The sequence below is a fragment of the Atlantibacter sp. genome (genome assembly GCF_032062175.1).
In the GTDB taxonomy this organism is placed as follows: domain Bacteria; phylum Pseudomonadota; class Gammaproteobacteria; order Enterobacterales; family Enterobacteriaceae; genus Atlantibacter.
Genome location: NZ_DAMBQK010000005.1, coordinates 28,784 through 52,940 on the forward strand (window position 1 = coordinate 28,784; position 24,157 = coordinate 52,940).

Consider the following 24,157-nt stretch of genomic DNA (forward strand, 5'->3'; position numbering starts at 1 on the left):
TTTGAATGAAATTTCACTTCACGAAGTGTAGTGCATTCGGCCCGAGATCAGCGAAACAGCGTCGGGTCGTTAACAGCTTTCACCACGGCGACAGTTAACCGACTTAGCTGTTCTGGGCTAATCACATACGGCGGCATCAGATAAATCAGCCGGCCAAACGGCCTGATCCACACCCCGTGTTCAACAAAGAATTTCTGAAGCCGCGCCATATCAACCGGGGAGTGGGTCTCCACCACGCCAATTGCGCCCAGTATCCGCACATCCGCCACCTGCGGCGATTCCCGACAGGGGGCCAGCTCCGCGTTTAACTGCGCTTCAATCGCAGCGACCTGGCCGCGCCATGCGCCGGTTTCCAGGATTGCCAGGCTTTCTGCGGCTACCGCGCAGGCCAGCGGGTTGCCCATAAACGTCGGGCCGTGCATAAAACAACCTGCTGCGCCGTCGCTGATGGTGTTAGCGACGTGGCGTGTAGTGAGCGTGGCGGAGAGCGTCATGGTGCCGCCAGTAATGGCTTTACCGAGGCATAAAATATCCGGCGCGATACCCGCATGTTCACAGGCGAACAGTTTGCCGCTGCGGCCAAAGCCGGTGGCGATCTCATCGGCAATCAGCAGAATGCCTTCCCGGTCGCACATCTTGCGGATGCGCCGCAGCCATTCAGGATGGTAAAAGCGCATTCCGCCCGCGCCCTGAACGATCGGCTCAACGATAATGGCGGCGATGTCGTGGCGATGGGCCGCCATCAGCCGGGCGAACGGGGCGATATCCCGCTCGTCGAATTCCCCGTCGAAACGGCTGGATGGCGCCGGGGCAAACAGGTTTTCCGGCAGGTAGCCTTTCCACAAACTGTGCATTGAATTATCGGGATCGCACACCGACATCGCACCGAACGTGTCGCCATGATAGCCGTGGCGGAAGGTCAGAAAACGCTGGCGCGGTTCATCCTTTGCGTGCCAGTACTGCAACGCCATCTTCATTGCCACTTCTACCGCCACCGAACCTGAATCCGCCAGGAATACGCACTCCAGCGCGGCAGGCGTCATCTCAACCAGCTTGCGGCACAGCGCAATGGCGGAAGGATGCGTGATGCCGCCAAACATCACGTGCGACATCTGGTCAATCTGGCGCTTCATCGCCGCGTTCAGACGCGGATGGTTGTAGCCGTGGATCGCCGCCCACCAGGATGACATGCCGTCCACAAGCCGCTCGCCGCTCGCCAGCTCCAGTTCGCATCCGTCGGCCCGCACCACCGGATACACCGGCAGCGGCTGGGTCATCGAGGTGTACGGATGCCAAATATGCTGTTGGTCAAAGGCAAGGTCCTGTTGCGTTATCATGACTTGTAAACCATTTTAAAAAGAATTAGGTTTACGAGTATAAACCGAACCGATAAGAAGCAACACCCCTTTTGGAGAAGCAACATGGCTGATTCCCCTCGCTGGACACTGTCGCAAGTCACTGCATTATTTGAGAAACCGCTCCTCGATCTGCTGTTCGACGCGCAGACCGTCCATCGTCAGCATTTCGATCCGCGCCAGGTGCAGGTCAGTACGCTGCTGTCGATCAAAACCGGAGCCTGTCCGGAAGACTGCAAATATTGCCCGCAAAGCTCGCGCTACAAAACCGGCCTGGAAGCCGAAAAACTGATGGAAGTGGAACAGGTGCTGGACTCGGCGCGCAAAGCCAAAGCCGCGGGATCGACCCGTTTTTGCATGGGCGCGGCCTGGAAAAACCCCCACGAGCGCGATATGCCATATCTGGAGCAAATGGTGCAGGGCGTGAAATCAATGGGCCTGGAGGCCTGTATGACGCTCGGTACGCTGTCGGAGACGCAGGCACAGCGCCTGGCCTCGGCGGGGCTGGATTACTACAACCACAACCTCGACACCTCGCCGGAGTTTTACGGCAACATCATCACCACCCGCAGCTATCAGGAGCGTCTGGATACCCTGGATAAAGTACGTGACGCCGGGATCAAAGTCTGTTCCGGCGGCATCGTCGGGCTGGGGGAAACTGTCACCGATCGCGCCGGGTTATTACTGCAACTGGCGAATCTGCCCACCCCGCCGGAAAGCGTGCCAATCAACATGCTGGTGAAGGTGAAAGGTACGCCGCTGGCGGACAACGACGACGTCGACGCGTTTGATTTTATCCGCACCATCGCGGTGGCGCGCATCATGATGCCGAGCTCGTTTGTGCGTCTTTCCGCCGGGCGCGAGCAGATGAACGAGCAGACTCAGGCGATGTGCTTTATGGCGGGCGCCAACTCGATTTTCTACGGCTGCAAACTGCTGACCACGCCGAACCCGGAAGAGGACAAAGATCTGCAACTGTTCCGTAAGTTGGGGATTAACCCGGAGCAAACGGCGGTGCTGTTGGGGGATAACGAGCAGCAACAGCGGCTGGAAGCGCAGCTCCAGACGCCGGATACCGATGATTACTACAACGCGGCGGTGGTATGAGCTGGCAACAGCGCATCGCAGCCGCCCTTGACGAACGCCGGGCGGCGAACGCCTTTCGCACCCGCATGGTAGGGGAAAGCGACGCCACGGGGTTTATCCACCAGGGGCAGCGTTACCGCAATTTTTCCGGTAACGACTATCTGGGACTAAGCCGCCATCCGGCACTCGTTGAGGCCTGGCGGCAGGGCGCGCAGCGCTACGGCGTGGGCAGCGGCGGCTCCGGGCACGTGACAGGTTTTCATCAGGCGCACCACCAACTGGAACAAACCCTGGCGTCGTGGCTGGGCTATCCGCGCACGCTGTTGTTTATCTCCGGATTTTCGGCAAACCAGGCGGTGATTAGCGCGTTAATGCAAAAAGAGGATCGCATCGTCGCCGACCGGCTAAGCCACGCTTCGCTGCTGGAAGCCGCCAGCTTAAGCCCGGCGGACCTGCGCCGTTTTCACCACAATGATGTTGCTTCCCTGCAAACGTTGCTGGGCAAACCGCTTAGCGGCCAGCAACTGGTGGTCACGGAAGGCGTGTTCAGTATGGATGGCGACAGCGCGCCGCTGGCGGAAATCGCGGCGGCAAAGCGCAACGCGCTGTTGATGGTGGATGACGCCCACGGTATCGGCGTGGTGGGCGAGGGCGGGCGCGGTAGCTGTGCGGCGGCGAACGTCAAACCGGATATTCTGGTGGTGACCTTTGGCAAAGCCTTTGGCCTGAGCGGCGCGGCGGTGTTGTGCAGCGACAATCTGGCGGATTATTTATTGCAGTTCGCCCGCCACCTGATTTACAGCACCGCGATGCCCCCCGCCCAGGCGCATGCGCTGCAAACTGCGGTGGCGGTGATCCAGCAAGCGGATGCGCAGCGCGCCACGCTTTATCGCCATATCGCGCATTTTCGCCGTGAGATGGCGGCCATTCCGCTCCGGTTAGCCGATTCTGATACGGCTATTCAGCCCATTATCGTCGGCGATAATCAACGCACCCTGCAACTTGCCGCCAGCCTGCGCGAACGCGGTTTGTGGGTGACGGCCATTCGCCCGCCGACGGTGCCGGCAGGCAGTGCCCGGCTACGTATTACCCTGACGGCGGCCCATTCCGAAAGTGATATCGACACACTGCTGGAGGCGCTCCATGACGTCACTCGTGAATAAAACCGCCGTCGCCGCCGCCTTTAGCCGCGCTGCCGCGCATTATGACAAGCATGCAGCGTTTCAACGGGAAAGCGGCGAACGGCTCATGGGTTTGCTGGATCAGGCATCGTTTGCTCAGGTGCTTGATGCCGGTTGCGGCACCGGTTATTTCAGCCGCTACTGGCAGCAACGGGGCAGTTGCGTGACGGCGTTGGATCTGTCTGAGGAGATGCTGCGTACCGCTCAGGGGAATCAGGCGGCGCAGCGTTATCTCCAGGGAGATATTGAAAACCTGCCGCTGGCGTCAGAAAGCGTCGATTTAGCCTGGAGCAACCTGGCGGTGCAGTGGTGCAGCGATCTTGCCGGTGGGCTACGTGAACTGTGGCGCGTGACGCGCCCCGGCGGACGCATCGCCTTTACCACGTTGGTTGCCGGATCGCTCAACGAGCTACACCAGGCGTGGCGCGGGGTGGATGATGCCAGCCATGCAAATACTTTCTTACCCGTTGACGCGGTGCTGGACGCCTGTGCGCCGTTCCCACTGCACTGGCAGCTAAGCCCGCTGACGCTGCATTTTACCGACCCGCTCAGCGCCATGCAGTCCCTGAAGGGCATTGGCGCGACCCACCTGCACCACGGGCGTGAAAACCGGGTATTGACCCGCAGCCAGTTGCAACAACTGGCGCTGGCCTGGCCGCAGCAGAGCGGACGCTATCCCCTGACCTATCAACTTTTTTGTGGAGTAATAAGCCGTGAGTAAACGCTGGTTCGTCGCCGGAACCGACACCGAAGTGGGCAAAACCGTCGCCAGTTGCGCATTATTGCAGGCAGCCAACCGGGCGGGCTACCGCAGCGCCGGGTTTAAGCCCGTGGCGTCGGGCAGCGACATTACCCCTGAGGGCGTGCGCAACAGCGATGCGCTGGCGCTCCAGCGCAACAGTTCACTGGCGTTGGGGTATGACGAAGTCAATCCCTACGTGTTTGAGGAACCGACGTCGCCGCATCTGGTAAGCCGTTCTACGGGCGTGGCGATTGAACGCGCGGTGATGTCGCAGGGGCTGGCAGCGCTCGAACAAAGAGCCGACTGGGTGCAGGTTGAAGGCGCAGGCGGCTGGTTTACCCCGCTTGGCGAAACCTGGACCTTTGCCGACTGGGTGGTAGAAGAACAACTGCCAGTGATCCTGGTGGTGGGCGTTAAATTGGGCTGCATCAATCACGCCATGCTGACTGCCGCTGCCGTACAAGCTGCCGGGTTACGTTTAGCGGGCTGGATCGCCAACGACGTGACGCCGCCCGGCGCGCGTCATCAGGATTATTTAGCCTCGCTACAGGCGCGTATTCCTGCGCCGCTGCTCGGCGAAATTCCCTGGCTTAACGACCCGTTTACCCAGGATACAGGCCGTTTTCTGGATATTTTCCTGCTCGATTAACAGTGAATCAAGGGCAGCAGGCGCGGGTTATCGAGTTGCGCCACGCTGCCCTGCGCCACGCTTCTCCCTTTGTGCAGCAGGCAAAAACGCTCGGCCACTCGGCGGATAAACGACATCCGCTGCTCTACCATCAAAATCGACAGGCCGAACTCGCGGTTTAGCCGCAGTAACACATCCCCCAGCTTGTGAATAAACCCGGCGCTGTTGCCGCGCGTGGGTTCATCCAGAATCAATAATGCCGGCTGGATCACCAGTGCATTGGCCAGCGCCAGCCGCTGCTGGTTCTCATCGCTCAGCGCCGCGCCGCGCGTGTGGCGCAGCGGATACAGTTCGGGAAACAGCGTAAAGGTCGATTCAGGGATCGTTCCGTGGTTCTCTCCGGCGGCGCGCAGGGCGATGAGCAGGTTCTCTTCCACCGTTAACCCGGAAAAAATCCGCCGGTCGTGAGGCACGTAACCGATGCCCAGCGCGGCGCGCATATCGGCGCTGGCGTCAGTGAGCTGTTGCGGCGCAAATCCGGCATGTCGCCAGACGATAGTGCCGCTCTGGACTGGCAGATGCCCGGTAATGCAGTTTAGCAACGTGGTTTTTCCCATCCCCTGTGCGCCGGTAATGCAGATGCACTCCCCGGGGAGCATCTCCAGATCCACATTCCATAAAACATGGCGTTCGCCATAAAACTGATTCACTGAATGCAAACTCAACATAAATGCTCCTGGGTTGTACCGCGACGGATTCAGGAATACTGCAATTCCTCTGCCAGTGCGGCTGCGGATGAGCAGCGAGAAGTAAAATTAAGAATAAACTCACACATTCGGCGTATTCCTGCGCTTGCGGGTAATAGCGCAAGATAGCGCTGCACTTTAACAGTGCTTTAACATTCTCCGCTGGTGCAGCGGTGCGACCAGTAGCGGTACGGTTGCGCAACGGATCCGCCAGGCATGTCAGTTTTGGCAAAAAACCACCAAAATTAGCGATAAATTTTTTTTTACCCGACCGGCCCACCAAAAGCAGGGTTTGTCCTGGGCGGCGAGGCTTCAGGGCTGCACCCACTTATCCACTATTCCTGTGGATAACCTTGTGCATTAGAGTTAGAAAACTGGTGGGAAGCGAGAGAATACGCGGGTTGCGCATGAATTGGCGCGAAAGGCGGCTCATAAAAATTTAGTTTATTTTACAACAGATTATATAAAATCAATGGTTGTCAAAAAAGTGTCACGGGTTGCCACAAAACTTTCATTACCTTGCTTGACAAATGTTAAAAAACCGGTTCGTTTGGGGATAACCGGCTATTGCGCACCAATATATCCTGTTTATACTTTTGCCGGCGGTTGACCGCAAAATTTTGGTGTTAAATCAAGTGTATCCTGTACTGTGTTTTTATCCAGTCTTTTGCGTTGGCAAATTGACCGTGAGGGAGTAAAATTATCCATTCCCCCCGCAACGCGCCAGGTATCCAATGAGTAAACCGTTCAAACTCAATTCCGCTTTTACGCCCTCCGGTGACCAACCCGAGGCGATCCGCCGTCTGAAAGAGGGGCTTGAGGATGGCCTTGCCCATCAAACGCTGCTGGGGGTTACCGGCTCGGGGAAAACGTTCACCGTGGCGAATGTCATTGCCGATTTGCAGCGCCCAACCATGGTGCTGGCGCCCAACAAAACGCTGGCGGCACAGCTGTATGGCGAGATGAAAGAGTTCTTCCCGGATAACGCCGTAGAGTATTTCGTCTCGTACTACGATTACTACCAGCCTGAAGCCTACGTGCCGAGCTCAGACACCTTTATCGAGAAAGACGCCTCGGTGAACGAACACATTGAGCAGATGCGTTTATCCGCCACCAAAGCGCTATTAGAGCGCCGGGACGTGGTGGTGGTGGCATCGGTGTCCGCTATTTACGGTCTGGGCGACCCGGATCTGTATCTCAAGATGATGCTGCACCTCACCAACGGCATGATTATCGACCAGCGCGCCATTCTGCGCCGCCTGGCGGAGTTGCAGTACACCCGCAACGATCAGGCGTTCCAGCGCGGCACCTTCCGGGTGCGCGGCGAAGTGATCGACATCTTCCCGGCAGAATCGGATGACGTGGCGCTGCGCGTGGAGCTGTTCGATGAAGAAGTCGAGCGCCTGTCGCTGTTCGATCCGCTTACCGGCCAGGTTGAAGGGGTGATCCCACGTTTTACTATCTACCCGAAAACCCACTACGTGACGCCGCGCGAGCGCATTGTGCAGGCGATGGAAGAGATCAAAGTGGAACTGGCCGATCGCCGCAAGGTGCTGCTGGCCAACAATAAGCTGCTGGAAGAGCAGCGCCTGACCCAGCGTACCCAGTTCGATTTAGAGATGATGAACGAGCTGGGCTACTGCTCCGGCATCGAGAACTACTCGCGCTATCTGTCCGGGCGCGGTCCGGGCGAAGCGCCGCCGACCCTGTTTGACTACCTGCCTGCCGACGGCCTGCTGGTGGTGGACGAATCCCACGTCACTATTCCGCAAATCGGCGGGATGTACCGTGGCGACCGGGCGCGTAAAGAAACTCTGGTGGAGTACGGCTTCCGACTGCCGTCAGCGCTGGATAACCGCCCGATGAAGTTTGAAGAATTCGAAGCGCTGGCCCCGCAAACTATCTATGTCTCGGCCACGCCGGGCAATTATGAACTGGAAAAATCCGGTAGCGAGATTATTGACCAGGTGGTGCGCCCGACCGGGCTCCTCGATCCGGTTATCGAAGTGCGTCCGGTGGCGACCCAGGTGGACGATCTGCTGTCGGAAATCCGCAAGCGCGCCGCCATCAACGAGCGCGTACTGGTCACCACGCTGACTAAACGCATGGCGGAAGACCTTACCGAGTATCTCGAAGAGCACGGCGAGAAGGTGCGTTATCTGCACTCGGATATTGATACCGTGGAGCGTATGGAAATCATCCGCGACCTGCGTCTGGGCGAGTTTGACGTGCTGGTGGGCATCAACTTACTGCGTGAGGGCCTGGATATGCCGGAAGTGTCGCTGGTGGCGATTCTGGATGCCGATAAAGAGGGCTTCCTGCGTTCCGAGCGTTCGCTTATCCAGACCATTGGCCGCGCGGCGCGTAACGTTAACGGCAAGGCGATCCTGTACGGCGACAAGATCACCCCGTCAATGGCGAAAGCCATTGGCGAGACTGAGCGCCGTCGCGAGAAGCAGCAACGCTATAACGAAGAAAATGGCATTGTGCCGCAGGGGCTTAACAAGAAGGTGGTGGATATTCTGTCTCTGGGCAGCGGTCTCGCCAAAACCCGTAGTAAAGGGCGTGGTAAAACCCGCAGTGCTGCTGAGGTTGAAGCCGCGGAACTGGCGCTTACGCCAAAAGCGCTCCAGCAGAAAATCCATCAGCTGGAAGCACAGATGCTGCAACATGCGCAGAATCTGGAGTTCGAAGAGGCTGCCGCAATCCGCGACCAGTTGCATCAGCTGCGCGAACTGTTTATCGCTGCCTCCTGATACGCCGGTTATCCCATCTTCTGGACCACTTTATCCAGTGCCGCCCGCAGCAAATGCCTGTCGTGGCGGTAGGGGATATCTTCCGCTTCCAGCGGCTCCTGAATAATCACCTTCTCTGTTAGCCCGGAAATATCGACTTTCGGGCCGACCACCACCGCATCCACCAGTGGTTTCCCGACGTAGCGTTCCATAATGGCCAATTTTTCTGGTATCGACAGTTGCGCAGCGGGAACGCTCAGTTCACGGGCTAAATTGCCGATATACACCACCGGGGCGGGGGTGCGTCTCAGCGCCTGGGCGAGATCGGGCAGTAACAGCAGCGGCATCAGGCTGGTGTAAAAGCTGCCGGGCCCCATCAGGATCAAATCCGCTTCACCAATCGCCTGTAACGCTTCGCGGGTTGCCGGGGCGTTGGGGTAGAGCGACAGTTGCTGCGGCGGCTCGCGCAGTTGATCAATATTCACTTCACCATAAACATCATGCCCATCGGCGTCGGTCGCCATTAAATCCACCGGTTGCTCAGACATGGGGATTAAAAACGCGTCTACTTTCAGCAGGTTTCTTATTAAATTAATCGCTTCTAAGGGCCTGACGCTTAAGTGATCTAACGCCTTTAACATCAGATTTCCGAGGTTATGACCGGATAATTCACCGTTACCGCCAAAACGGTACTCAAACATTGCGGAAGCAACGCTCGGCTCGGTAATTAACTGGTTTAAACAGTTACGCATATCGCCCCAGGCTATACCCCCTTCGGAGCGGCGGATACGGCCGGTCGATCCCCCGTTATCGGTAGTGGTGACGATGCCGGTCAGGCGTGAACCCAGGGAGGAGAGCGAAGACATCACACGGCCTAAACCATGCCCGCCGCCGAGCGCCACCACCCGGTCCAAATCCGCTAAGGTGCGATTACGCATAGATGTTCCTTCATTCTGTTGATAAGCAATACGTTAGCTCAATCCATAAAAAAGACGAACCTTGCGGATTAAAATGATGCATGTCAAAACAAAACCGTCAGTTTTACGTATTCTGTAACGAAATCGCAGAATAACATCGTTATATACAATTTTATACAGCGAAATTGAACATGGCAGGGGCGTTTAATCCACGCTACTATGCCATTAACCCGCTTCATAATGTGAAGCATACACTCAAGCCTCTTTGCCTACGTCGATGATAGGGCAGTTTGGCCGTGACAAACGTCACCAGGGTGCAGAAAGAAATGCCTGCATCTCCCGTATCTGGAAAGGTGTACATGGTCTCTCAACTTACCGATGCCTTCGCGCGTAAGTTTTTTTACTTACGTTTGTCGATTACCGATGTGTGTAACTTCCGTTGCACCTACTGCCTGCCGGATGGCTACAAACCTGCCGGGCACACCAATAAAAGCTTCCTCAGCGTGGAAGAGATCCGCCGCGTGGCGCGCGCGTTCGCCAATATGGGCACCGAGAAAGTGCGCCTGACCGGCGGTGAACCGTCTTTACGCCGCGACTTCACTGACATCATCGCCGCTATCCGTGAAAACGATAATATTCGCCAGATTGCCGTGACCACTAACGGCTACCGGTTAGCGCGCGACGTCGTCGCCTGGCGCGATGCCGGGCTAACGGCAATCAACGTCAGCGTAGACAGCCTTGACGCGCGCCAGTTTCATGCCATCACCGGCCAGGATAAATTCCATCAGGTGATGGAAGGCATCGACGCCGCCTTTGACGCGGGTTTCAGCAAAGTTAAAGTGAATACCGTGCTGATGCGCGACGTAAATCACCATCAGCTCGACACCTTCCTCAACTGGATCCAACCGCGCCCCATCCAATTACGCTTTATCGAGCTGATGGAAACCGGCGAGGGCAGCGACCTGTTCAGAAAACACCATATCTCCGGCATGACGTTGCGCGAAGAGCTGTTAAAACGCGGTTGGATCCACCAGATCCGCCAGCGCAGCGACGGCCCGGCCCAGGTGTTCTGCCACCCGGATTACGCGGGCGAAATTGGCCTGATCATGCCCTACGAGAAAGATTTCTGCGCCAGTTGCAACCGGCTGCGCGTCTCGTCGCTGGGTAAACTGCACTTATGCCTGTTTGGCGAAGGCGGCGTGGATCTGCGTGATTTGCTGGAAGAAGATAACCAGCAGGCGGCGCTGGAAGCCCGTATCGCCGAGGCGCTGCACCATAAAAAACAGACGCATTTCCTGCATCAGGGAAATACCGGGATCACTCAGAATCTGTCATATATCGGCGGCTAAGCCGGTCTTCAGGAGAACACTATGAGCCAGGTGAGCGCAGAATTCATTGCGACGCGTATCGCTATTCTTACCGTTTCCAGCCGTCGCGGCGAAGAGGACGATACTTCGGGCCACTATTTACGCGATGCGGCACACGATGCCGGGCACCATATCGTGGATAAAGCGATTGTTAAAGAGAACCGCTACGCCATCAGAGCCCAGGTTTCCACCTGGATTGCCGATGACAATGTGCAGGTGGTGCTGATTAATGGTGGTACCGGTTTTACCGACGGCGACCAGGTGCCGGAAGCGCTGCTGCCGCTGTTCGATCGCGAAGTGGAAGGCTATGGCGAACTGTTCCGGATGCTCTCCTTTGAAGAGATCGGCACTGCGATGATGCAGTCCCGCGCGGTGGCGGGCATCGCCAACCGCACCCTGATTTTCGCGATGCCGGGTTCAACGCGCGCCTGCCAGACCGCCTGGGAACATATTATCTCCGGCCAACTGGACGCCCGTAACCGCCCCTGCAACTTCCACCCTCATTTGAAGAAATAACCATGTCGCAACTTACTCATCTTAACGCCGCTGGCGAAGCCCATATGGTGGATGTTAGCGCCAAAGCGGAAACCGTGCGGGAAGCGCGCGCCGAAGCCTTTGTCACCCTGCGCGCCGACACGCTCGCCATGATCGTCGACGGCAGCCACCATAAAGGCGATGTGTTCGCCACGGCGCGTATCGCCGGCATTCAGGCCGCGAAACGCACCTGGGAACTGATCCCGCTGTGCCATCCGCTGCTGCTCAGCAAAGTGGAAGTGCAGCTTGAAGCCGAACCGGAACACAATCGCGTGCGCATCGAAGCGGTGTGCCGCCTGAGCGGCAAAACCGGCGTGGAGATGGAAGCGCTGACGGCGGCGTCAGTGGCGGCGTTGACCATTTATGACATGTGCAAAGCGGTGCAAAAAGACATGGTAATCGGCCCGGTGCGTTTACTGGCGAAAAGCGGCGGTAAATCCGGCGATTTCAGCGTGGAGGAGTGATGATTAACGTTCTGTTTTTTGCTCAGGTGCGGGAACTGGTCGGCTGCGACCGGCTGGAAATCGCGGAAGCCTTCCCGACGGTGGAATCGCTGCGTCAGCATCTGGAAAGCCGGGGAGAGCGCTGGGAGCTGGCGCTGGAATCCGGCAAACTGCTGGCGGCGGTGAATCAGACGCTGGTGGCTTTCGACCATCCGCTGAGCGAAGGCGATGAAGTGGCCTTTTTCCCGCCAGTCACCGGAGGCTGAAATGCAGGACACTAAAATTCGCGTGGGCCACGAGGGCTTTAACGTTGGCGACGAATACCAGTGGCTGGCGGCCTGTGATGAAGACGGCGCGGTAGTCACCTTTACCGGTAAAGTACGCAACCATAATCTGGGCGACAGCGTTAGCGCGTTAACCCTCGAACATTATCCGGGCATGACCGAAAAAGCGCTGGCGGAAATCGTCGCAGAAGCCCGTGAGCGCTGGCCGCTACAGCGCGTCTCGGTTGTCCATCGCATTGGTGAACTGTGGCCCGGCGACGAAATTGTTTTTGTCGGCGTAACGGGCGCGCATCGCAGCCAGGCCTTTGAGGCGGCGCAATTTATTATGGATTATCTGAAAACACGCGCGCCGTTCTGGAAGCGTGAAGCCACGCCGGAAGGCGACCGCTGGGTAGAATCCCGCGACAGCGACCATCAGGCGGCGGAGCGCTGGTAAGACGGTTTTTCCAGGATCTGTTACCCTTTAGGTAAGGTACTTAGCCAAAGGAGGCATCATGGATAGATTTGAACGTCCCGAACAAACCATCGTTCAACAGACCCGCACAGGGTTACAAACTTTTATGGCCCAGGTTTATGGTTGGATGACCTGCGGCCTGTTACTGACCGCATTTATCGCCTGGTACGCCGCCAACACGCCTGCGGTAATGATGTTTGTGTTTCAAAGCCAGATTACCTTTTTTGGTTTGATCATCGCCCAGCTCGCGCTGGTGTTTATCCTGTCGGGTTTAGTGCATAAGATGAGCGGCGCGCTGGCGACTACGCTGTTTATGCTCTATTCGGCGCTCACCGGCCTGACGATGGCGAGTATCTTCCTGGTCTACACTTCCAGCTCCATTGCCAGCACTTTTGTGGTGGCAGGCGGGATGTTTGGCGTGATGAGTCTGTATGGCTACACCACCAAACGCGACCTGAGCGGTTTCGGCAATATGCTGTTTATGGCGCTGATCGGGATTATTATTGCCTCGCTGGTTAACTTCTGGTTGAAGAGCGAAGCGCTGATGTGGGTAGTGACCTATATCGGTGTGATCGTGTTTGTCGGGCTGACGGCATATGATACCCAGAAGCTGAAAAACATCGGCCAGCAAATTGACATATCCCATCGCGAGAATCTGCGCAAATATTCAATTCTCGGCGCGCTGACGTTGTATCTGGACTTTATTAACCTGTTCCTGATGCTGCTGCGTATCTTTGGCAACCGGCGCTAAACTTATAAAAAAAACCGCATCGGCTCTCAACCTGATGCGGTTTTTTTTATTCTCGTACTGTCAACTCGTCCCCATCTTCTGCTCATTCTTCGCGCGTAATTTCTTAGCGCGGCTCTCCAGCCACAGATAGCAAATCAGCGCCAGCAGTAGCGGGATAAAGAAATAGAGCACACGATAGGCCAGCAGGGCGGCGATGATTTTCCCCTGGCTGGTGTGTTCCCCCGCCAGCAGCGCGATAAATACCGCTTCCAGAACGCCAATCCCCGCAGGAATGTGGACAATCGCCCCGGCAATACTGCTCACCAGCAACACGCCCAGCACGAAGAAATAATTCACGTCCTGGCCGAGCAGGATCCAGATAATCGCCCCCATCGCCATCCAGTTCAGGCTGGAAATCCCCATTTGCATCAGCGCGAAACGCCAGCCGGGCAGCACCAGTTTCTGGCCTTTAATGGTGACATGACGGCGTTTAGCGAAGGCGCAGGCCCAGAGATAGACCGCGCTCAGCACCAGCAGCACCGCGCCGATAATACGCAGCGTGCTGTCTTCGATATACCAGTGCGAGGGCAGTTCCACCACGCCAAAGCTGAAAATCACCCCGCCGAGGAGCACATAGCCCAGCCAGTTGGTGGTAATGCTCAGGGAAAAGATGCGCGTGATAGTGGCGCTGGGCAGCCCTAACCGGGAATAGAGCCGGTAACGCATCCCGATGCCGCCCACCCAGGTGCTGAGCGTCAGGTTAAAGGCATAGCAGATAAACGACACCAGCATCACCTGGCGCTTCGCCAGCTTATGCCCGCAGTAAAGCCGCCCAAGCAGATCATAGCAGCCGTAAACCAGATAGCTGACAATCACCAGCGCCAGCGCGGTCAGCAGCGCGGTGTGGTTATAGTTGCGGATGACTTTCCACACTTCCTCCCAGTCGACATTGCGCGCATACACCACCAGCAGCACCGCGACCGCAATAAAGAAAACCCAGGTGAGGATCTTTTTGGCTTTACGCCACTTCGGATGAGATTTCGCCATGTTGTGTCCTTAAGCCTTATCCGTGGTTTCAACCCGATCCTGGGTTTCAATTTCGGGCTGTACGGGCGGCTTTACCTGGGAAAGCCGCGGAGTATGCGCGGGCAACCAGCCCACCAGCGCAGGGAAATGACGCAGGAAGTGGAACGCCAGCACGCTCTTGGTCAGGTTCCACCAGGTGCGTTTCGGCACCATCGTTTCATCAACCTGGCGGCACTCTTCGGTGATCAAGCGGGTGAGGTTTTCATACAGTGTCTGGTTGAAATTGCGGTCGTGAATTAACACGTTGGCTTCCAGATTCAGCGACAGGCTCAGCGGATCGAGGTTGCTGGAGCCCACTGTCGCCCAGTGGTCGTCCATCACCGCCACTTTGCCGTGTAGCGGGCGCGTCAGGTATTCGTACACCTCCACGCCGCCTTTTAGCAGATAGTTGTACAGCAGCCGCGCGCCGACCCGCACAATCGGCATATCCGGTTCGCCCTGTACGATTAAACGCACCTTCACGCCGCGCCGCGCCGCATTACGCATGGCGTGCAGCAGCCGGTAGCCGGGGAAAAAGTAGGCGTTGGCGATAATCACTTCCTGACGGGCATTGGCCAGCATTTTCAGGTAATGGCGTTCAATATCATCGCGGTGCTCTTCGTTATCGCGCCAGATAAACAGGGCCTGTGCTTCACCCGGCGTGGCGTTATCGCTGGCACGGGTGCGTCGACGCCACCAGCGGCGCGGCGTTTCATTTTCCGGCAGATTAGATATGACAAACTGGCGAATATCCTCTACCACGGGCCCTTCGATACGCACCGAATAGTCCTGTTTGGCTTCCGGGCCGTAGTCGATCATGTGTTCAGCGGAGTAGTTGATCCCGCCGACAAAGGCGATGCGATCGTCGATCAGCACGATCTTGCGGTGCATCCGGCGGAACAAATTGGTGCGCATCCCGAAAATCTTCGGGCGCGGATCGTAATAGCGGAAGATCACGCCCGCCGTAGTCAGTTCGGTAACAAACTCATCGCTCAGATCCGGCGAACCGTAGCCATCAAGCAGCACTTCCACGTTAACGCCGCGCGTTGCCGCCGCCAGTATCGCGCGGTGTAATTGTCGCCCGACGTTGTCTTCGAACCAGATAAAAGTCTCTAAGTAAACCTTATGCTGCGCCTCTTCGATGGCGCTAAACACAGCGGGGAAAAACATGTCGCCGTTTTCCAGTAACTCAATCTGATTACCATCACGCCAGTTGGTTTTCATAAATGGATCTCCACTGCCAAAGGGGCATGATCGGAAAGGTGTCGCCATTCACGCAGCGGTAACGCGGTTGGGCTGCTGGCCGAGGCATTTTTGACATAAATGCGATCGAGGCGTAGCAGCGGCATCACCGCCGGGAAGGTACGTGCCGGACGGCCTCTGGCGCGGGTAAACACCTCATCAAGCCCGGCTTTTGTTTTAAGAATAGTGTTGGCTTTTTGACGCCAGTCGTTAAAATCGCCCGCCACCACGATAGGCTCGCCGCCGGGCAGGCTGTTGACCAGATCGCACAGCATTTCAAGCTGGTCATGGCGATGCGCTTCCTGGAGGCCAAGATGAACGCAGATCACGTGCAGCGTTTTATTCACTTCGGCCAGATTAATACGGCAGTGCAGTAGCCCGCGTTTCTCATGACCGTTGTGCGAGACATCGAGATTTTCATATTCATTAATGGGAAAGCGCGACAGCACCGCGTTGCCGTGATGCCCTTCGGGATAAACCGCGTTGCGCCCATAGGCGTAATCGTTCCACATGGTGTCGGCGATAAATTCGTAGTGGGTGGTATCCGGCCAGTTTTCGAAGTGCAGCGGATGCACTTCATGGGCGCCCATCACCTCCTGAAGACAAACGATATCGGCTGAAACGGTGCGCACGGCGTCACGCAGCTCCGGCAAAATAAAGCGCCGGTTCAATGCGGTAAAACCTTTGTGTGTATTGATTGTGAGCAGTTTGAATGAAAATGCAGCAGTCTTACTGGCCATGTTCCCCCTGCCTGTGTTTTTCCAATGAAAATAAAGTGTAGTCTTAGTCACAAAAAGGTGCGGGGTTACGGAATTTTCCGTAAAGTGCGGTACTCTCAGTTACAGCGAGAAATTCCGAAGGAGAGAATTCATGAAGTGGCAACAACGTATTCGTGTTGCAACCGGCCTTAGCTGCTGGCAGATCGTGCTGCATTTGGCCGTTATCGCGCTCCTGGTGATGGGATGGATGAGCGGCGCGCTGGTGAAAGTGGGCATTGGTTTATGCCTGCTTTACGGCGTAACGGTAGTAATGATGTTCGCCCTGCAACGCGTCCACCAAGGGCGTCTGCGCGAACTGGGCGACTTCCTTGAAGAGCTCACCACCACCTGGTATTTCGGCAATGCGATTATCGCGCTGTGGTTGCTGTCGCGCATCGTGCACAACAACCTGATCCTGGCGGTCGCCGGGCTCGCCATTCTTGCTGGCCCGGCATTAGTGTCGCTGCTGGCGAAAGAGCGTAAACCGCGTTTAAGCGATCTTTCTTCTAAACATAGCGTACGCCGCTGACCCCGTCGTGGCCGCGATCACCAGTAGCGGCCACAAACTCCCCCAAACAATATCGAAACTGGCATCCTTCAGGTAAATCTGCTTGGTGATATCGGTGAAATGCCGAATCGGGTTCACCCAGGTCAGGTTTTGCAGCCACACCGGCATGTTCTCTACCGGCGACACATACCCCGACAGCAGTATCGCGGGCATCATAAAGACAAACACCCCGATAAACGCCTGCTGCTGGGTTGAGCAGAGCGAGGAAATCAGCAATCCGAAGCCGACCAGCGACAGGCCGTAAATCAGCATGGTGAAATAGAACAGGCTGAGCGAGCCGGAGAACGGAATATCGTAGCCCCAAATCCCCACGCCCAACACGATGCTGGCCTGGAACGTCGCCACGATCAGCGCCGGGACCGCTTTACCGACAAAAATCTGCCAGGTCGCCAGCGGCGAAACTAATAGCTGATCCAGCGTGCCCTGTTCCCGTTCGCGCGCCACCGACAGCGACGTCACAATCATCACCCCGATGGTGGTGATCATGGCGATCAGCGATGGCACCACGAACCACTTGTAATCCAGATTCGGGTTGTACCAGTTGCGCACCACCAGTTCGCTGTTGTTCGGCTTTGGTTTGCCATCCATCAGATCCTGCTGGTACTCCTTCACTATCTGCTGAATATAGTTGGCAGCAATCTGGGCGCTGTTGGAGTTACGCCCGTCGAGAATTAATTGCAGCGGGGCGGTTTCAAAGGTATCCAGCTTGCGCGAAAAGTCGGCCGGAAAGCGGATCAGCAACAGCACTTTCTGGGTATCGATAGTGGGGCGGATCTCCGCCGAGCTCTTCAGCAGGGTGATATGGCTGAACGCGGTGGCCTTAGCGAAGCGCTGGGTCAGCTCAACGGAGTGTTTGCCGTTGTCCTCGTTATAAATCGCGATGCTGGCGTTGGTGACTTCCAGGGTGGCGGCGAACGGGAACAGCAGCACCTGGATCACCACCGGTAAAATCAGAATGGCGCGGGTTTGCGGTTCGCGCAGCAGCGACTGTAGCTCTTTGCGGATCAGCGTCCAGAGACGATGTAGCATTTCAATCTCCCTAGTCCAGCCGACGTTTGGTTTTCAGCCACGTCAGGCCGATAAACATCACGGCGGAAGCAATCAAAAACAGCACATTAACGATCAGCACCGCCGGAATGGTGCCGGCCAGGAACAGGCTTTGTAGCGTAGTGACGAAATAGCGCGCCGGAATAATGTAGGTCACGGCGCGGATCACCGCAGGCATACTGTCGATCTGGAAAATAAAACCCGACAACATCACCGACGGCAAAAACGCGGCGTTCAGCGCCACTTGGGCGGCGTTAAACTGGTTGCGGGTAATCGTGGAGATCAACAGCCCCATGCCGAGCGTACTGAGCAAAAACAGGCTGGTGATAAAAAACAGCAGCCACAGCGAGCCGCGATACGGCACGCCAAGAATAAATACCGACACCAGCATGCACAGCAGCATCGCCAGCATACCGAGGAAGTAATAGGGGATTAACTTGCACAGCAGCAGCTCGCTGCGCGTCACTTCGGTGGAGAGTAGCGCCTCCATGGTGCCGCGCTCCCATTCGCGGGCCACCACCAGCGAGGTTAAAATCGCGCCGATCACCGTCATGATAATGGTCACCGCGCCGGGGATAATAAAGTGCTGGCTAATCGCGGCGGGATTAAACCAGTAGCGCGTCTGCACGTCGATCAGCGGCTCGAAGCTTTGGCCATTATCCTCCGCGCGCTGCATCTGCCAGATTTGCCAGATGCCTTCGATATACCCCTGCACAAAATTGGCGGTGTTAGGCTCACTGCCGTCGGTGATCACCTGAACCGGCGCGGTGTCGCCGCTGCGCGCCATCCGCTGGTCGAAATCCACCGGGATCACCACGATGCCGCGCACTTTCCCGGCCTGCATCCGCTGGATTAAATCCTGCCGGTCAGTGCTGATTTTCGGGTCAATAAACGGCGAGGCGCTGATGGTATGGGCAAAGTCCAGCGCCTCAGCGCTCTGCTGTTCCAGCAGAATCCCCACCCGCAGGCGGCTGGAGTCGAGGTTGATGCCGTAACCGAAAATAAACAGCAGCAGCAGCGGGATCACCACCGCAATCAGCCAACTGCTGGGGTCGCGAATAATTTGCCGCGTCTCTTTGACGCACAGCGCCCGCACGCGCCGCCAGGAGAGGTGCGAACTCATGATTCATGCTCCTTATCCCATTGCTGGATCAGCGTAATAAACGCGTGCTCCATGGTGGGGTCCGGGTGGTCATCGTCGGCGGTTTTTTGCTTCAGGTCATCCGGCGTGCCGCTGGCAATCAGCTTGCCGCGATACACCAGCCCGATGCGGTCACAGTATTCCGCCTCATCCATAAAGTGGGTAGTGACCATCACTGTGACGCCTTTTTCCACCATGCTGTTGATATGCAGCCAGAATTCGCGACGGGTTAGCGGGTCGACGCCGGAGGTGGGTTCATCAAGAAACAGAATATCCGGCTCATGCATGAGCGCGCAGGCCAGCGCCAGCCGCTGCTTATAGCCCAGCGGCAGGGAATCGGTGGGCTGGTTGAAAATAGCTTTAAGGCTGAACGCCTCGCTCATGCGGCTGATTTTGTCGTTCTGGGCGCTGCCGCGCAGCCCGTAGACGCCAGAGAAAAAGCGCAGGTTCTGCTCTACCGTCAGGTTGCCGTATAGCGAAAACTTCTGGGCCATATAGCCCAGATGCTGGCGGGCCTTGCCGGAGCCGGTTTTTAAATCCATATCCAGCACCAGCGCTTTGCCCGATGTCGGCACCAGCAGGCCGCACATCATTTTAAAGGTGGTGGATTTGCCCGCGCCGTTTGGGCCGAGCAGGCCGAAAATCTCTCCGCGCTGCACGGTAAAGTTCACGTCATCGGTAGCGGCAAAATCACCGAATTTTTTGGTGAGCGACCGCGCTTCAATCACCGTTTCGCCGGGTGTACCTTCCACGGTATGCAGGATCGCACCGAGGGGCGATTCGTTGGTGGACGCGCCGCCCAGCAGGTCAATAAAGGCATCCTCAAAACGCGGCGCGGTTTCGTTAACCTCGATGTCCGCCAGTTCCTGTTGCTGGCGCAGGGTATCGGCGCTGGCGTCCTTGCGGAGGATCAGGCGCACCGAACGGCCCTGGATCATCCCATCACTGACGGCATGGGTTTTCAGCGCCTTCTGCAATAGTTGACGGTTGTTCAGGGAAGGGCTGGTCGCCAGCACGCTGCGCCCGGCCATTTGCCGGGTCAGGGCTTTCGGCTCGCCCTGGTACAGCAGCTCGCCTTCGTTCATTAACAAGACTTCCCGGCACTGTTCCGCTTCATCCAGATAAGAGGTGCTCCACAGGATCAGCATCCCTTCACCCGCCAGTTCATGAACCATTTGCCACAGCTCGCGGCGCGAAATCGGGTCAACGCCGACGCCGGGTTCATCCAGCAGCAGGACTTTCGGCTGGCCGACCAGGGTGCAGGCCAGACCGAGCTTTTGCTTCATCCCTCCGGAGAGTTTGCCTGCCAGACGATCGGTAAACGGGCCCAGGGCGGTGAACTCCAGTAGCCGCTCGAAGGTGGTGCGGCGCGTTTCCCCTGTGACGCTGCGCAAATCGGCATACAGATTGAGGTTCTCCATCACGGTGAGATCTTCATACAGGCCGAATTTTTGCGGCATATAGCCCAAAATAGCGTGTAGCGCCCGGTCGTCATTGACCGGATCGAGACCGTTAACCCGCGCCGCGCCGTCGTCCGGGCGCAGCAGTCCCGCCAGCATCCGCATCAGCGTGGTTTTGCCCGCGCCGTCCGGCCCGACTAAACCCGTGACCGCGCCCGCGCGGATCTCACTATGCAGGCTGGCGACCGCCGGTTTATCCATGCCGGGGAAGCGTTTCATCAGCCCGTCCAGGCGGATGATGCCGTCTTCAGCGCTCATTGCGCGCCTCGTTATCAAACTGCACGGTGACAGGCATGCCCTGACGCAGCGAGGTGTCGGCATCGGTAACGATAATCCGCAGGCGGTACACCAGGTCGGTACGCAGATCCGGGGTTTCCACGGTTTTTGGGGTAAATTCCGCCGTCGGCGAGACAAACCCGATCTGGCCTTTATACGGACGATCCGGGCGGCCATCGGTATACAGCAGCACCTGCTGGCCCGGCTTCGCTTCACCGAGGTGGCTTTCATCAATATAGGCGCGCACCCACACCGGATGGGTAAGGGAAAGGGTAAACACGGTGCCGCCTGCGTTCAGCATGGTGCCAGGCTCTACGGCGCGGGTCAGGATGGTGCCGTCAGAGGGGGACAGCAGGGTGGTATCCTGCAAATCCAGCGTTGACTGCGCCAGTTGCGCCTGCGCCTGTTCCAGCGCAGCCTTCGCCTGGGCAATTTCCTGCGGGCGGTTCCCGGCTTTGAACTGGCTCAGCTTATCCTGAGCCGCCTTCAGGTTCGCCACCGCCTGGTCGCGGGACGAACGGGCGTTTTCCAGGTCATTAGCGGAAATGGTGCGGCTTTTCCACAGCCCCTGCTGGCGGTTATAGAAATTCTGGGCGTAGTCGGCGGCGGCCTGGGATTGTTTCACTGCCGCCGCCGCCTGGGCGATTTCTTCCGAACGGTAACCGTCCATGACCAAATCGTATTTGGCCTGCGCCGCCGCCACGTTGGCTTGCGCCTGGCGCAGCGCGTTTTCATAGGGCGCTTTATCAATCAGCCCCAGCGTTGCGCCCGCTTTCACCGCATCGCCTTCATCGACATTCAGGCTGGCAAGACGCCCGCCCACCCGAAAACTCAAATTCACGGTACGGATATCGACGTTGCCATACAGGGTCAGCGCCCCATCCTGACGGCTCTGATACCACTTCCAGCCGCCAAAACAGGCCGCCAGCACCAGCACGACGATAACCACTAACAGTACCGGTTTTTTGTTTTTCATTAATCGCCACTCCTTACAGATAAGCCCTGCAAAATAAAATCAATATGGCTGGAAACCACCTGATGAATGCATTCACTTTTTTGCGGGTCGAACGCCGTCCAGCCGGTACGCACCAGAATGGTTTCGCGCCCCAGGCGGAAGGCGAGGATTTCGCCGATCAGCGCATGGGTGTGCAAAATGGTGGTGACATCGCCCGGATCGCGCCCGGTATAGCTGGCGACCAGGTGGGTGAGGTGGGTGTGCAGCGGCTCAATCACCTTGTCATGAATGAGCTGATAGGCCGGGGTCGGGGAAAGCTGCTCGCGTGAGATAAATTTGCTCAGATTCAACGTCTCATCGGCGGTCATCAGCGTGACCATATGGCGGCTGGCGTCGTCGATCAAACGGCGGATGTCGGCTTTGTCCGGCTTCGGCTGGGCTAAGATTAACTGGGCGGCTTCGGCGTGGGCCTGAAATTGGCTGCCGATAAAATCCGCCAGCGCCTGGGCGCAGGCGAGGTACAAATCCTCTTTTGAGCCAAAATAATAGGTAATGGCCGCGATGTTTTGCCCGGCGGCGGCGGCAATATCCCGCGTCGTGGCGTGCAAACCGTATTCGCCGAACTGAGCCGTAGCGGCCTGGATGAGCTGGCTTTTGGCGTGTTCGCCCCGGCTGGTCAACGGACTGGTGATGTTAATCATCACTGTCACCCATAAAGTTAATCAATCGATTGATTGACTTTATGGTTAAACGTTGAGCTTGTCCAGTCGGGGAGTGAAAATGAAACCGGCAGCAGGGCGACAATTTATGCGCCACGTCACAAAAACTGCTACACTCCGCCCCCTTATGACATTGTGGTTTTGTCTCTGATTAGTGATAACTCCCCCTGAAACTACACCTTATCGGGTCGGGGCGAGTCTGGAGTTGTTATGTCTTTTGATTCGCTTGGTTTGAACCCTGATATTTTACGTGCCGTGACCGAACAGGGTTACACCGAACCTACCCCGATTCAACGCCAGGCTATCCCTGTGGTATTGCAGGGGCGCGACCTGATGGCCAGCGCACAAACCGGCACCGGCAAAACCGCCGGTTTTACCTTGCCGCTGTTACAGTTACTGACTGATAAAGCGCATCAGGCCAAGGGCAACCGTCCGGTGCGCGCGTTGATTTTAACCCCGACCCGCGAACTGGCGGCCCAGGTGGGCGAGAACGTCCGCGAGTACAGTCAATATCTGAATATCCGTTCGCTGGTGGTATTCGGTGGCGTGAGCATCAACCCGCAGATGATGAAACTGCGCGGCGGCGTGGATGTGCTGATTGCCACCCCTGGCCGTCTGCTCGATCTGGAACACCAGAACGCCGTTAAGCTCGACAAAGTAGAGATTTTGGTGCTCGACGAAGCGGACCGGATGCTCGATATGGGCTTTATCCACGATATCCGCCGCGTGCTGGCGAAGCTGCCGCCGCGCCGCCAGAACCTGCTGTTCTCTGCGACCTTCTCTGACGACATTAAATCGCTGGCGGAAAAACTGCTGCATAACCCGGCGGAAGTAGAAGTGGCGCGCCGCAACACCGCGTCCGAGCAGATCACCCAGTACGTTCACTTTGTGGATAAAAAACGCAAGCGTGAGCTGCTGTCACAGATGATCGGCAAAGAAAACTGGCAGCAGGTGCTGGTATTTACCCGTACCAAGCACGGTGCCAACCATCTGGCGGAGCAGTTGAATAAAGACGGCATCCGCAGCGCCGCCATTCACGGCAACAAGAGCCAGGGCGCGCGTACCCGTGCGTTAGCTGATTTTAAATCCGGCGATCTGCGTGTGCTGGTAGCGACCGATATCGCTGCGCGCGGCCTGGATATTGAAGAACTGCCGCACGTAGTGAACTATGAGCTGCCGAACGTACCGGAAGATTATGTGCACCGCATTGGCCGTACTGGCCGCGCTGCTGCGACCGGTCAGGCGCTGTCGCTGGTGTGCGTCGACGAGCATAAACTGCTGCGCGACATTGAACGTTTGCTGAAGCGCGAAGTACCGCGTATGGCGATCCCAGGTTTTGAACCGGACCCGAGCATCCCGGCAGAGCCGATCCAGAATGGTCGCGACAGCCGTGGCGGCGGTCGTGGTCGTGGTCAGGCACCGCGCGGCGGCCAGTCTTCCGGTCGCGGCCAGCAGCAGGGCCAGCGCCGTAGCGAAGGCGGTGCGCCGAAAGGCGATCGCCGTACCGGTGGCGATGCCGCGAAAGGCGAAAAACCGTCGCGCCGTCTCGGCGATGCGGCAAAACCGGCAGGCGACCGTCCGCGCCGTCCGCGCCCGAGAAAACCGGCCAGCGCGCAGTAACATCAAATGGGAGCCCACGTGGCTCCCTTGTTATTTCTGCGCGGCGTCTCGCGTAACCGCGGGCTTTTGCTTTGCGGCAGCGGGATGAAGATGTCACAATAGTG

At 57.4% G+C, this 24,157-nt stretch carries 24 protein-coding genes and 1 riboswitch; of the genes, 13 read left to right on the forward strand and 11 right to left on the reverse strand.

What is annotated here, in order from left to right; translation table 11 throughout:
* Positions 1 to 47 precede the first annotated feature (47 nt).
* On the reverse strand, positions 48 to 1,337 hold the full coding sequence (gene bioA / locus RT120_RS06720) for an adenosylmethionine--8-amino-7-oxononanoate transaminase (protein ID WP_312981017.1): 1,290 nt from the start codon (positions 1,335 to 1,337) through the stop codon (positions 48 to 50).
* 84 nt (positions 1,338 to 1,421) lie between these two features.
* Between bioA and bioB the strand changes: the two genes are divergently transcribed.
* From bioB to bioD, 4 genes are read left to right on the forward strand one after another with little or no spacing between them, the layout of a single operon-like run.
* Entirely contained in the window at positions 1,422 to 2,462 is a 1,041-nt protein-coding gene (gene bioB / locus RT120_RS06725) for a biotin synthase BioB (RefSeq protein WP_312981020.1), read from the forward strand.
* Entirely contained in the window at positions 2,459 to 3,604 is a 1,146-nt protein-coding gene (gene bioF / locus RT120_RS06730) for an 8-amino-7-oxononanoate synthase (protein WP_312981022.1), read from the forward strand. Before bioB ends, bioF begins: the two co-directional genes overlap by 4 nt.
* Positions 3,585 to 4,343, forward strand: a complete 759-nt coding sequence (gene bioC / locus RT120_RS06735) for a malonyl-ACP O-methyltransferase BioC (protein WP_312981025.1) — start codon at positions 3,585 to 3,587, stop codon at positions 4,341 to 4,343. Before bioF ends, bioC begins: the two co-directional genes overlap by 20 nt.
* Entirely contained in the window at positions 4,336 to 5,013 is a 678-nt protein-coding gene (gene bioD, locus RT120_RS06740; RefSeq protein WP_312981027.1) for a dethiobiotin synthase, read from the forward strand. Before bioC ends, bioD begins: the two co-directional genes overlap by 8 nt.
* Here bioD and RT120_RS06745 read toward each other — a convergent pair.
* Positions 5,010 to 5,720: an ATP-binding cassette domain-containing protein gene (locus tag RT120_RS06745; protein WP_312981030.1), complete on the reverse strand. Its 711-nt coding sequence runs from the start codon at positions 5,718 to 5,720 to the stop codon at positions 5,010 to 5,012. The genes bioD and RT120_RS06745 overlap by 4 nt on opposite strands.
* A 752-nt stretch (positions 5,721 to 6,472) precedes the next feature.
* Between RT120_RS06745 and uvrB the strand changes: the two genes are divergently transcribed.
* Positions 6,473 to 8,494 carry an excinuclease ABC subunit UvrB gene (gene uvrB, locus RT120_RS06750; protein ID WP_312981033.1) on the forward strand — a complete coding sequence of 674 codons (2,022 nt, stop codon included), beginning with the start codon at positions 6,473 to 6,475 and terminating at the stop codon, positions 8,492 to 8,494.
* A gap of 8 nt (positions 8,495 to 8,502) precedes the next feature.
* Here the strand turns inward: uvrB and yvcK are convergent, their stop codons facing one another.
* Positions 8,503 to 9,411 (reverse strand): uridine diphosphate-N-acetylglucosamine-binding protein YvcK, encoded by a 909-nt coding sequence (gene yvcK / locus RT120_RS06755; protein WP_312981035.1) that lies wholly within the window; start codon positions 9,409 to 9,411, stop codon positions 8,503 to 8,505.
* 219 nt (positions 9,412 to 9,630) lie between these two features.
* A riboswitch (molybdenum cofactor riboswitch) is annotated at positions 9,631 to 9,762 on the forward strand.
* Between yvcK and moaA the strand changes: the two genes are divergently transcribed.
* The 6 genes from moaA to RT120_RS06785 all read left to right on the forward strand — a co-directional run bounded on the left by moaA (position 9,750) and on the right by RT120_RS06785 (position 13,223).
* Positions 9,750 to 10,739, forward strand: a complete 990-nt coding sequence (gene moaA, locus RT120_RS06760; protein ID WP_312981038.1) for a GTP 3',8-cyclase MoaA — start codon at positions 9,750 to 9,752, stop codon at positions 10,737 to 10,739. It overlaps the preceding riboswitch by 13 nt.
* A gap of 21 nt (positions 10,740 to 10,760) precedes the next feature.
* On the forward strand, positions 10,761 to 11,273 hold the full coding sequence (gene moaB, locus RT120_RS06765; RefSeq protein ID WP_312981040.1) for a molybdenum cofactor biosynthesis protein B: 513 nt from the start codon (positions 10,761 to 10,763) through the stop codon (positions 11,271 to 11,273).
* A gap of 2 nt (positions 11,274 to 11,275) precedes the next feature.
* On the forward strand, positions 11,276 to 11,755 hold the full coding sequence (moaC, locus tag RT120_RS06770; RefSeq protein ID WP_312981043.1) for a cyclic pyranopterin monophosphate synthase MoaC: 480 nt from the start codon (positions 11,276 to 11,278) through the stop codon (positions 11,753 to 11,755).
* Entirely contained in the window at positions 11,755 to 12,000 is a 246-nt protein-coding gene (moaD, locus tag RT120_RS06775) for a molybdopterin synthase sulfur carrier subunit (protein WP_312981046.1), read from the forward strand. Before moaC ends, moaD begins: the two co-directional genes overlap by 1 nt.
* A gap of 1 nt (position 12,001) precedes the next feature.
* Positions 12,002 to 12,454: a molybdopterin synthase catalytic subunit MoaE gene (gene moaE, locus RT120_RS06780; protein WP_312981049.1), complete on the forward strand. Its 453-nt coding sequence runs from the start codon at positions 12,002 to 12,004 to the stop codon at positions 12,452 to 12,454.
* 58 nt (positions 12,455 to 12,512) lie between these two features.
* The gene (locus RT120_RS06785) at positions 12,513 to 13,223 is read left to right on the forward strand and encodes a Bax inhibitor-1/YccA family protein (protein WP_312981052.1); all 711 of its coding nucleotides are present in this window, start codon (positions 12,513 to 12,515) and stop codon (positions 13,221 to 13,223) included.
* Between the two features lie 60 nt (positions 13,224 to 13,283).
* On the opposite strand, the gene RT120_RS06790 is transcribed toward RT120_RS06785, so the two are convergent.
* From RT120_RS06790 to RT120_RS06800, 3 genes are read right to left on the reverse strand one after another with little or no spacing between them, the layout of a single operon-like run.
* Entirely contained in the window at positions 13,284 to 14,249 is a 966-nt protein-coding gene (locus tag RT120_RS06790; RefSeq protein WP_312981055.1) for a YbhN family protein, read from the reverse strand.
* Positions 14,250 to 14,258: 9 nt separating this feature from the next.
* The gene (gene clsB / locus RT120_RS06795) at positions 14,259 to 15,491 is read right to left on the reverse strand and encodes a cardiolipin synthase ClsB (protein ID WP_312981058.1); all 1,233 of its coding nucleotides are present in this window, start codon (positions 15,489 to 15,491) and stop codon (positions 14,259 to 14,261) included.
* On the reverse strand, positions 15,488 to 16,249 hold the full coding sequence (locus tag RT120_RS06800; protein WP_312981060.1) for an endonuclease/exonuclease/phosphatase family protein: 762 nt from the start codon (positions 16,247 to 16,249) through the stop codon (positions 15,488 to 15,490). The genes clsB and RT120_RS06800 overlap by 4 nt, the downstream gene beginning before the upstream one ends.
* Positions 16,250 to 16,379: 130 nt before the next feature.
* On the opposite strand from RT120_RS06800, the gene RT120_RS06805 reads away from it, so the two are divergent.
* On the forward strand, positions 16,380 to 16,796 hold the full coding sequence (locus RT120_RS06805) for a YbhQ family protein (protein WP_312981063.1): 417 nt from the start codon (positions 16,380 to 16,382) through the stop codon (positions 16,794 to 16,796).
* On the opposite strand, the gene RT120_RS06810 is transcribed toward RT120_RS06805, so the two are convergent.
* Genes RT120_RS06810 through cecR form a run of 5 tightly spaced genes read right to left on the reverse strand, consistent with a single transcriptional unit; the run spans position 16,758 to position 22,415 of the window.
* Positions 16,758 to 17,864: an ABC transporter permease gene (locus tag RT120_RS06810; protein ID WP_312981065.1), complete on the reverse strand. Its 1,107-nt coding sequence runs from the start codon at positions 17,862 to 17,864 to the stop codon at positions 16,758 to 16,760. The genes RT120_RS06805 and RT120_RS06810 overlap by 39 nt on opposite strands.
* Before the next feature lie 10 nt (positions 17,865 to 17,874).
* On the reverse strand, positions 17,875 to 19,005 hold the full coding sequence (locus tag RT120_RS06815; protein WP_409515030.1) for an ABC transporter permease: 1,131 nt from the start codon (positions 19,003 to 19,005) through the stop codon (positions 17,875 to 17,877).
* Complete coding sequence (locus RT120_RS06820; RefSeq protein WP_312981067.1) at positions 19,002 to 20,741, reverse strand: ATP-binding cassette domain-containing protein; 1,740 nt, start codon at positions 20,739 to 20,741, stop codon at positions 19,002 to 19,004. The genes RT120_RS06815 and RT120_RS06820 overlap by 4 nt, the downstream gene beginning before the upstream one ends.
* The gene (hlyD, locus tag RT120_RS06825) at positions 20,731 to 21,735 is read right to left on the reverse strand and encodes a secretion protein HlyD (RefSeq protein WP_312981069.1); all 1,005 of its coding nucleotides are present in this window, start codon (positions 21,733 to 21,735) and stop codon (positions 20,731 to 20,733) included. The genes RT120_RS06820 and hlyD overlap by 11 nt, the downstream gene beginning before the upstream one ends.
* Positions 21,735 to 22,415, reverse strand: coding sequence for a transcriptional regulator CecR (cecR, locus tag RT120_RS06830; RefSeq protein ID WP_409515031.1), 681 nt, complete (start codon positions 22,413 to 22,415; stop codon positions 21,735 to 21,737). The genes hlyD and cecR overlap by 1 nt, the downstream gene beginning before the upstream one ends.
* A 228-nt stretch (positions 22,416 to 22,643) precedes the next feature.
* Here cecR and rhlE point away from each other — a divergent pair, with 228 nt between their 5' ends.
* Positions 22,644 to 24,053, forward strand: a complete 1,410-nt coding sequence (rhlE, locus tag RT120_RS06835; RefSeq protein ID WP_312981071.1) for an ATP-dependent RNA helicase RhlE — start codon at positions 22,644 to 22,646, stop codon at positions 24,051 to 24,053.
* Positions 24,054 to 24,157 lie beyond the last annotated feature (104 nt).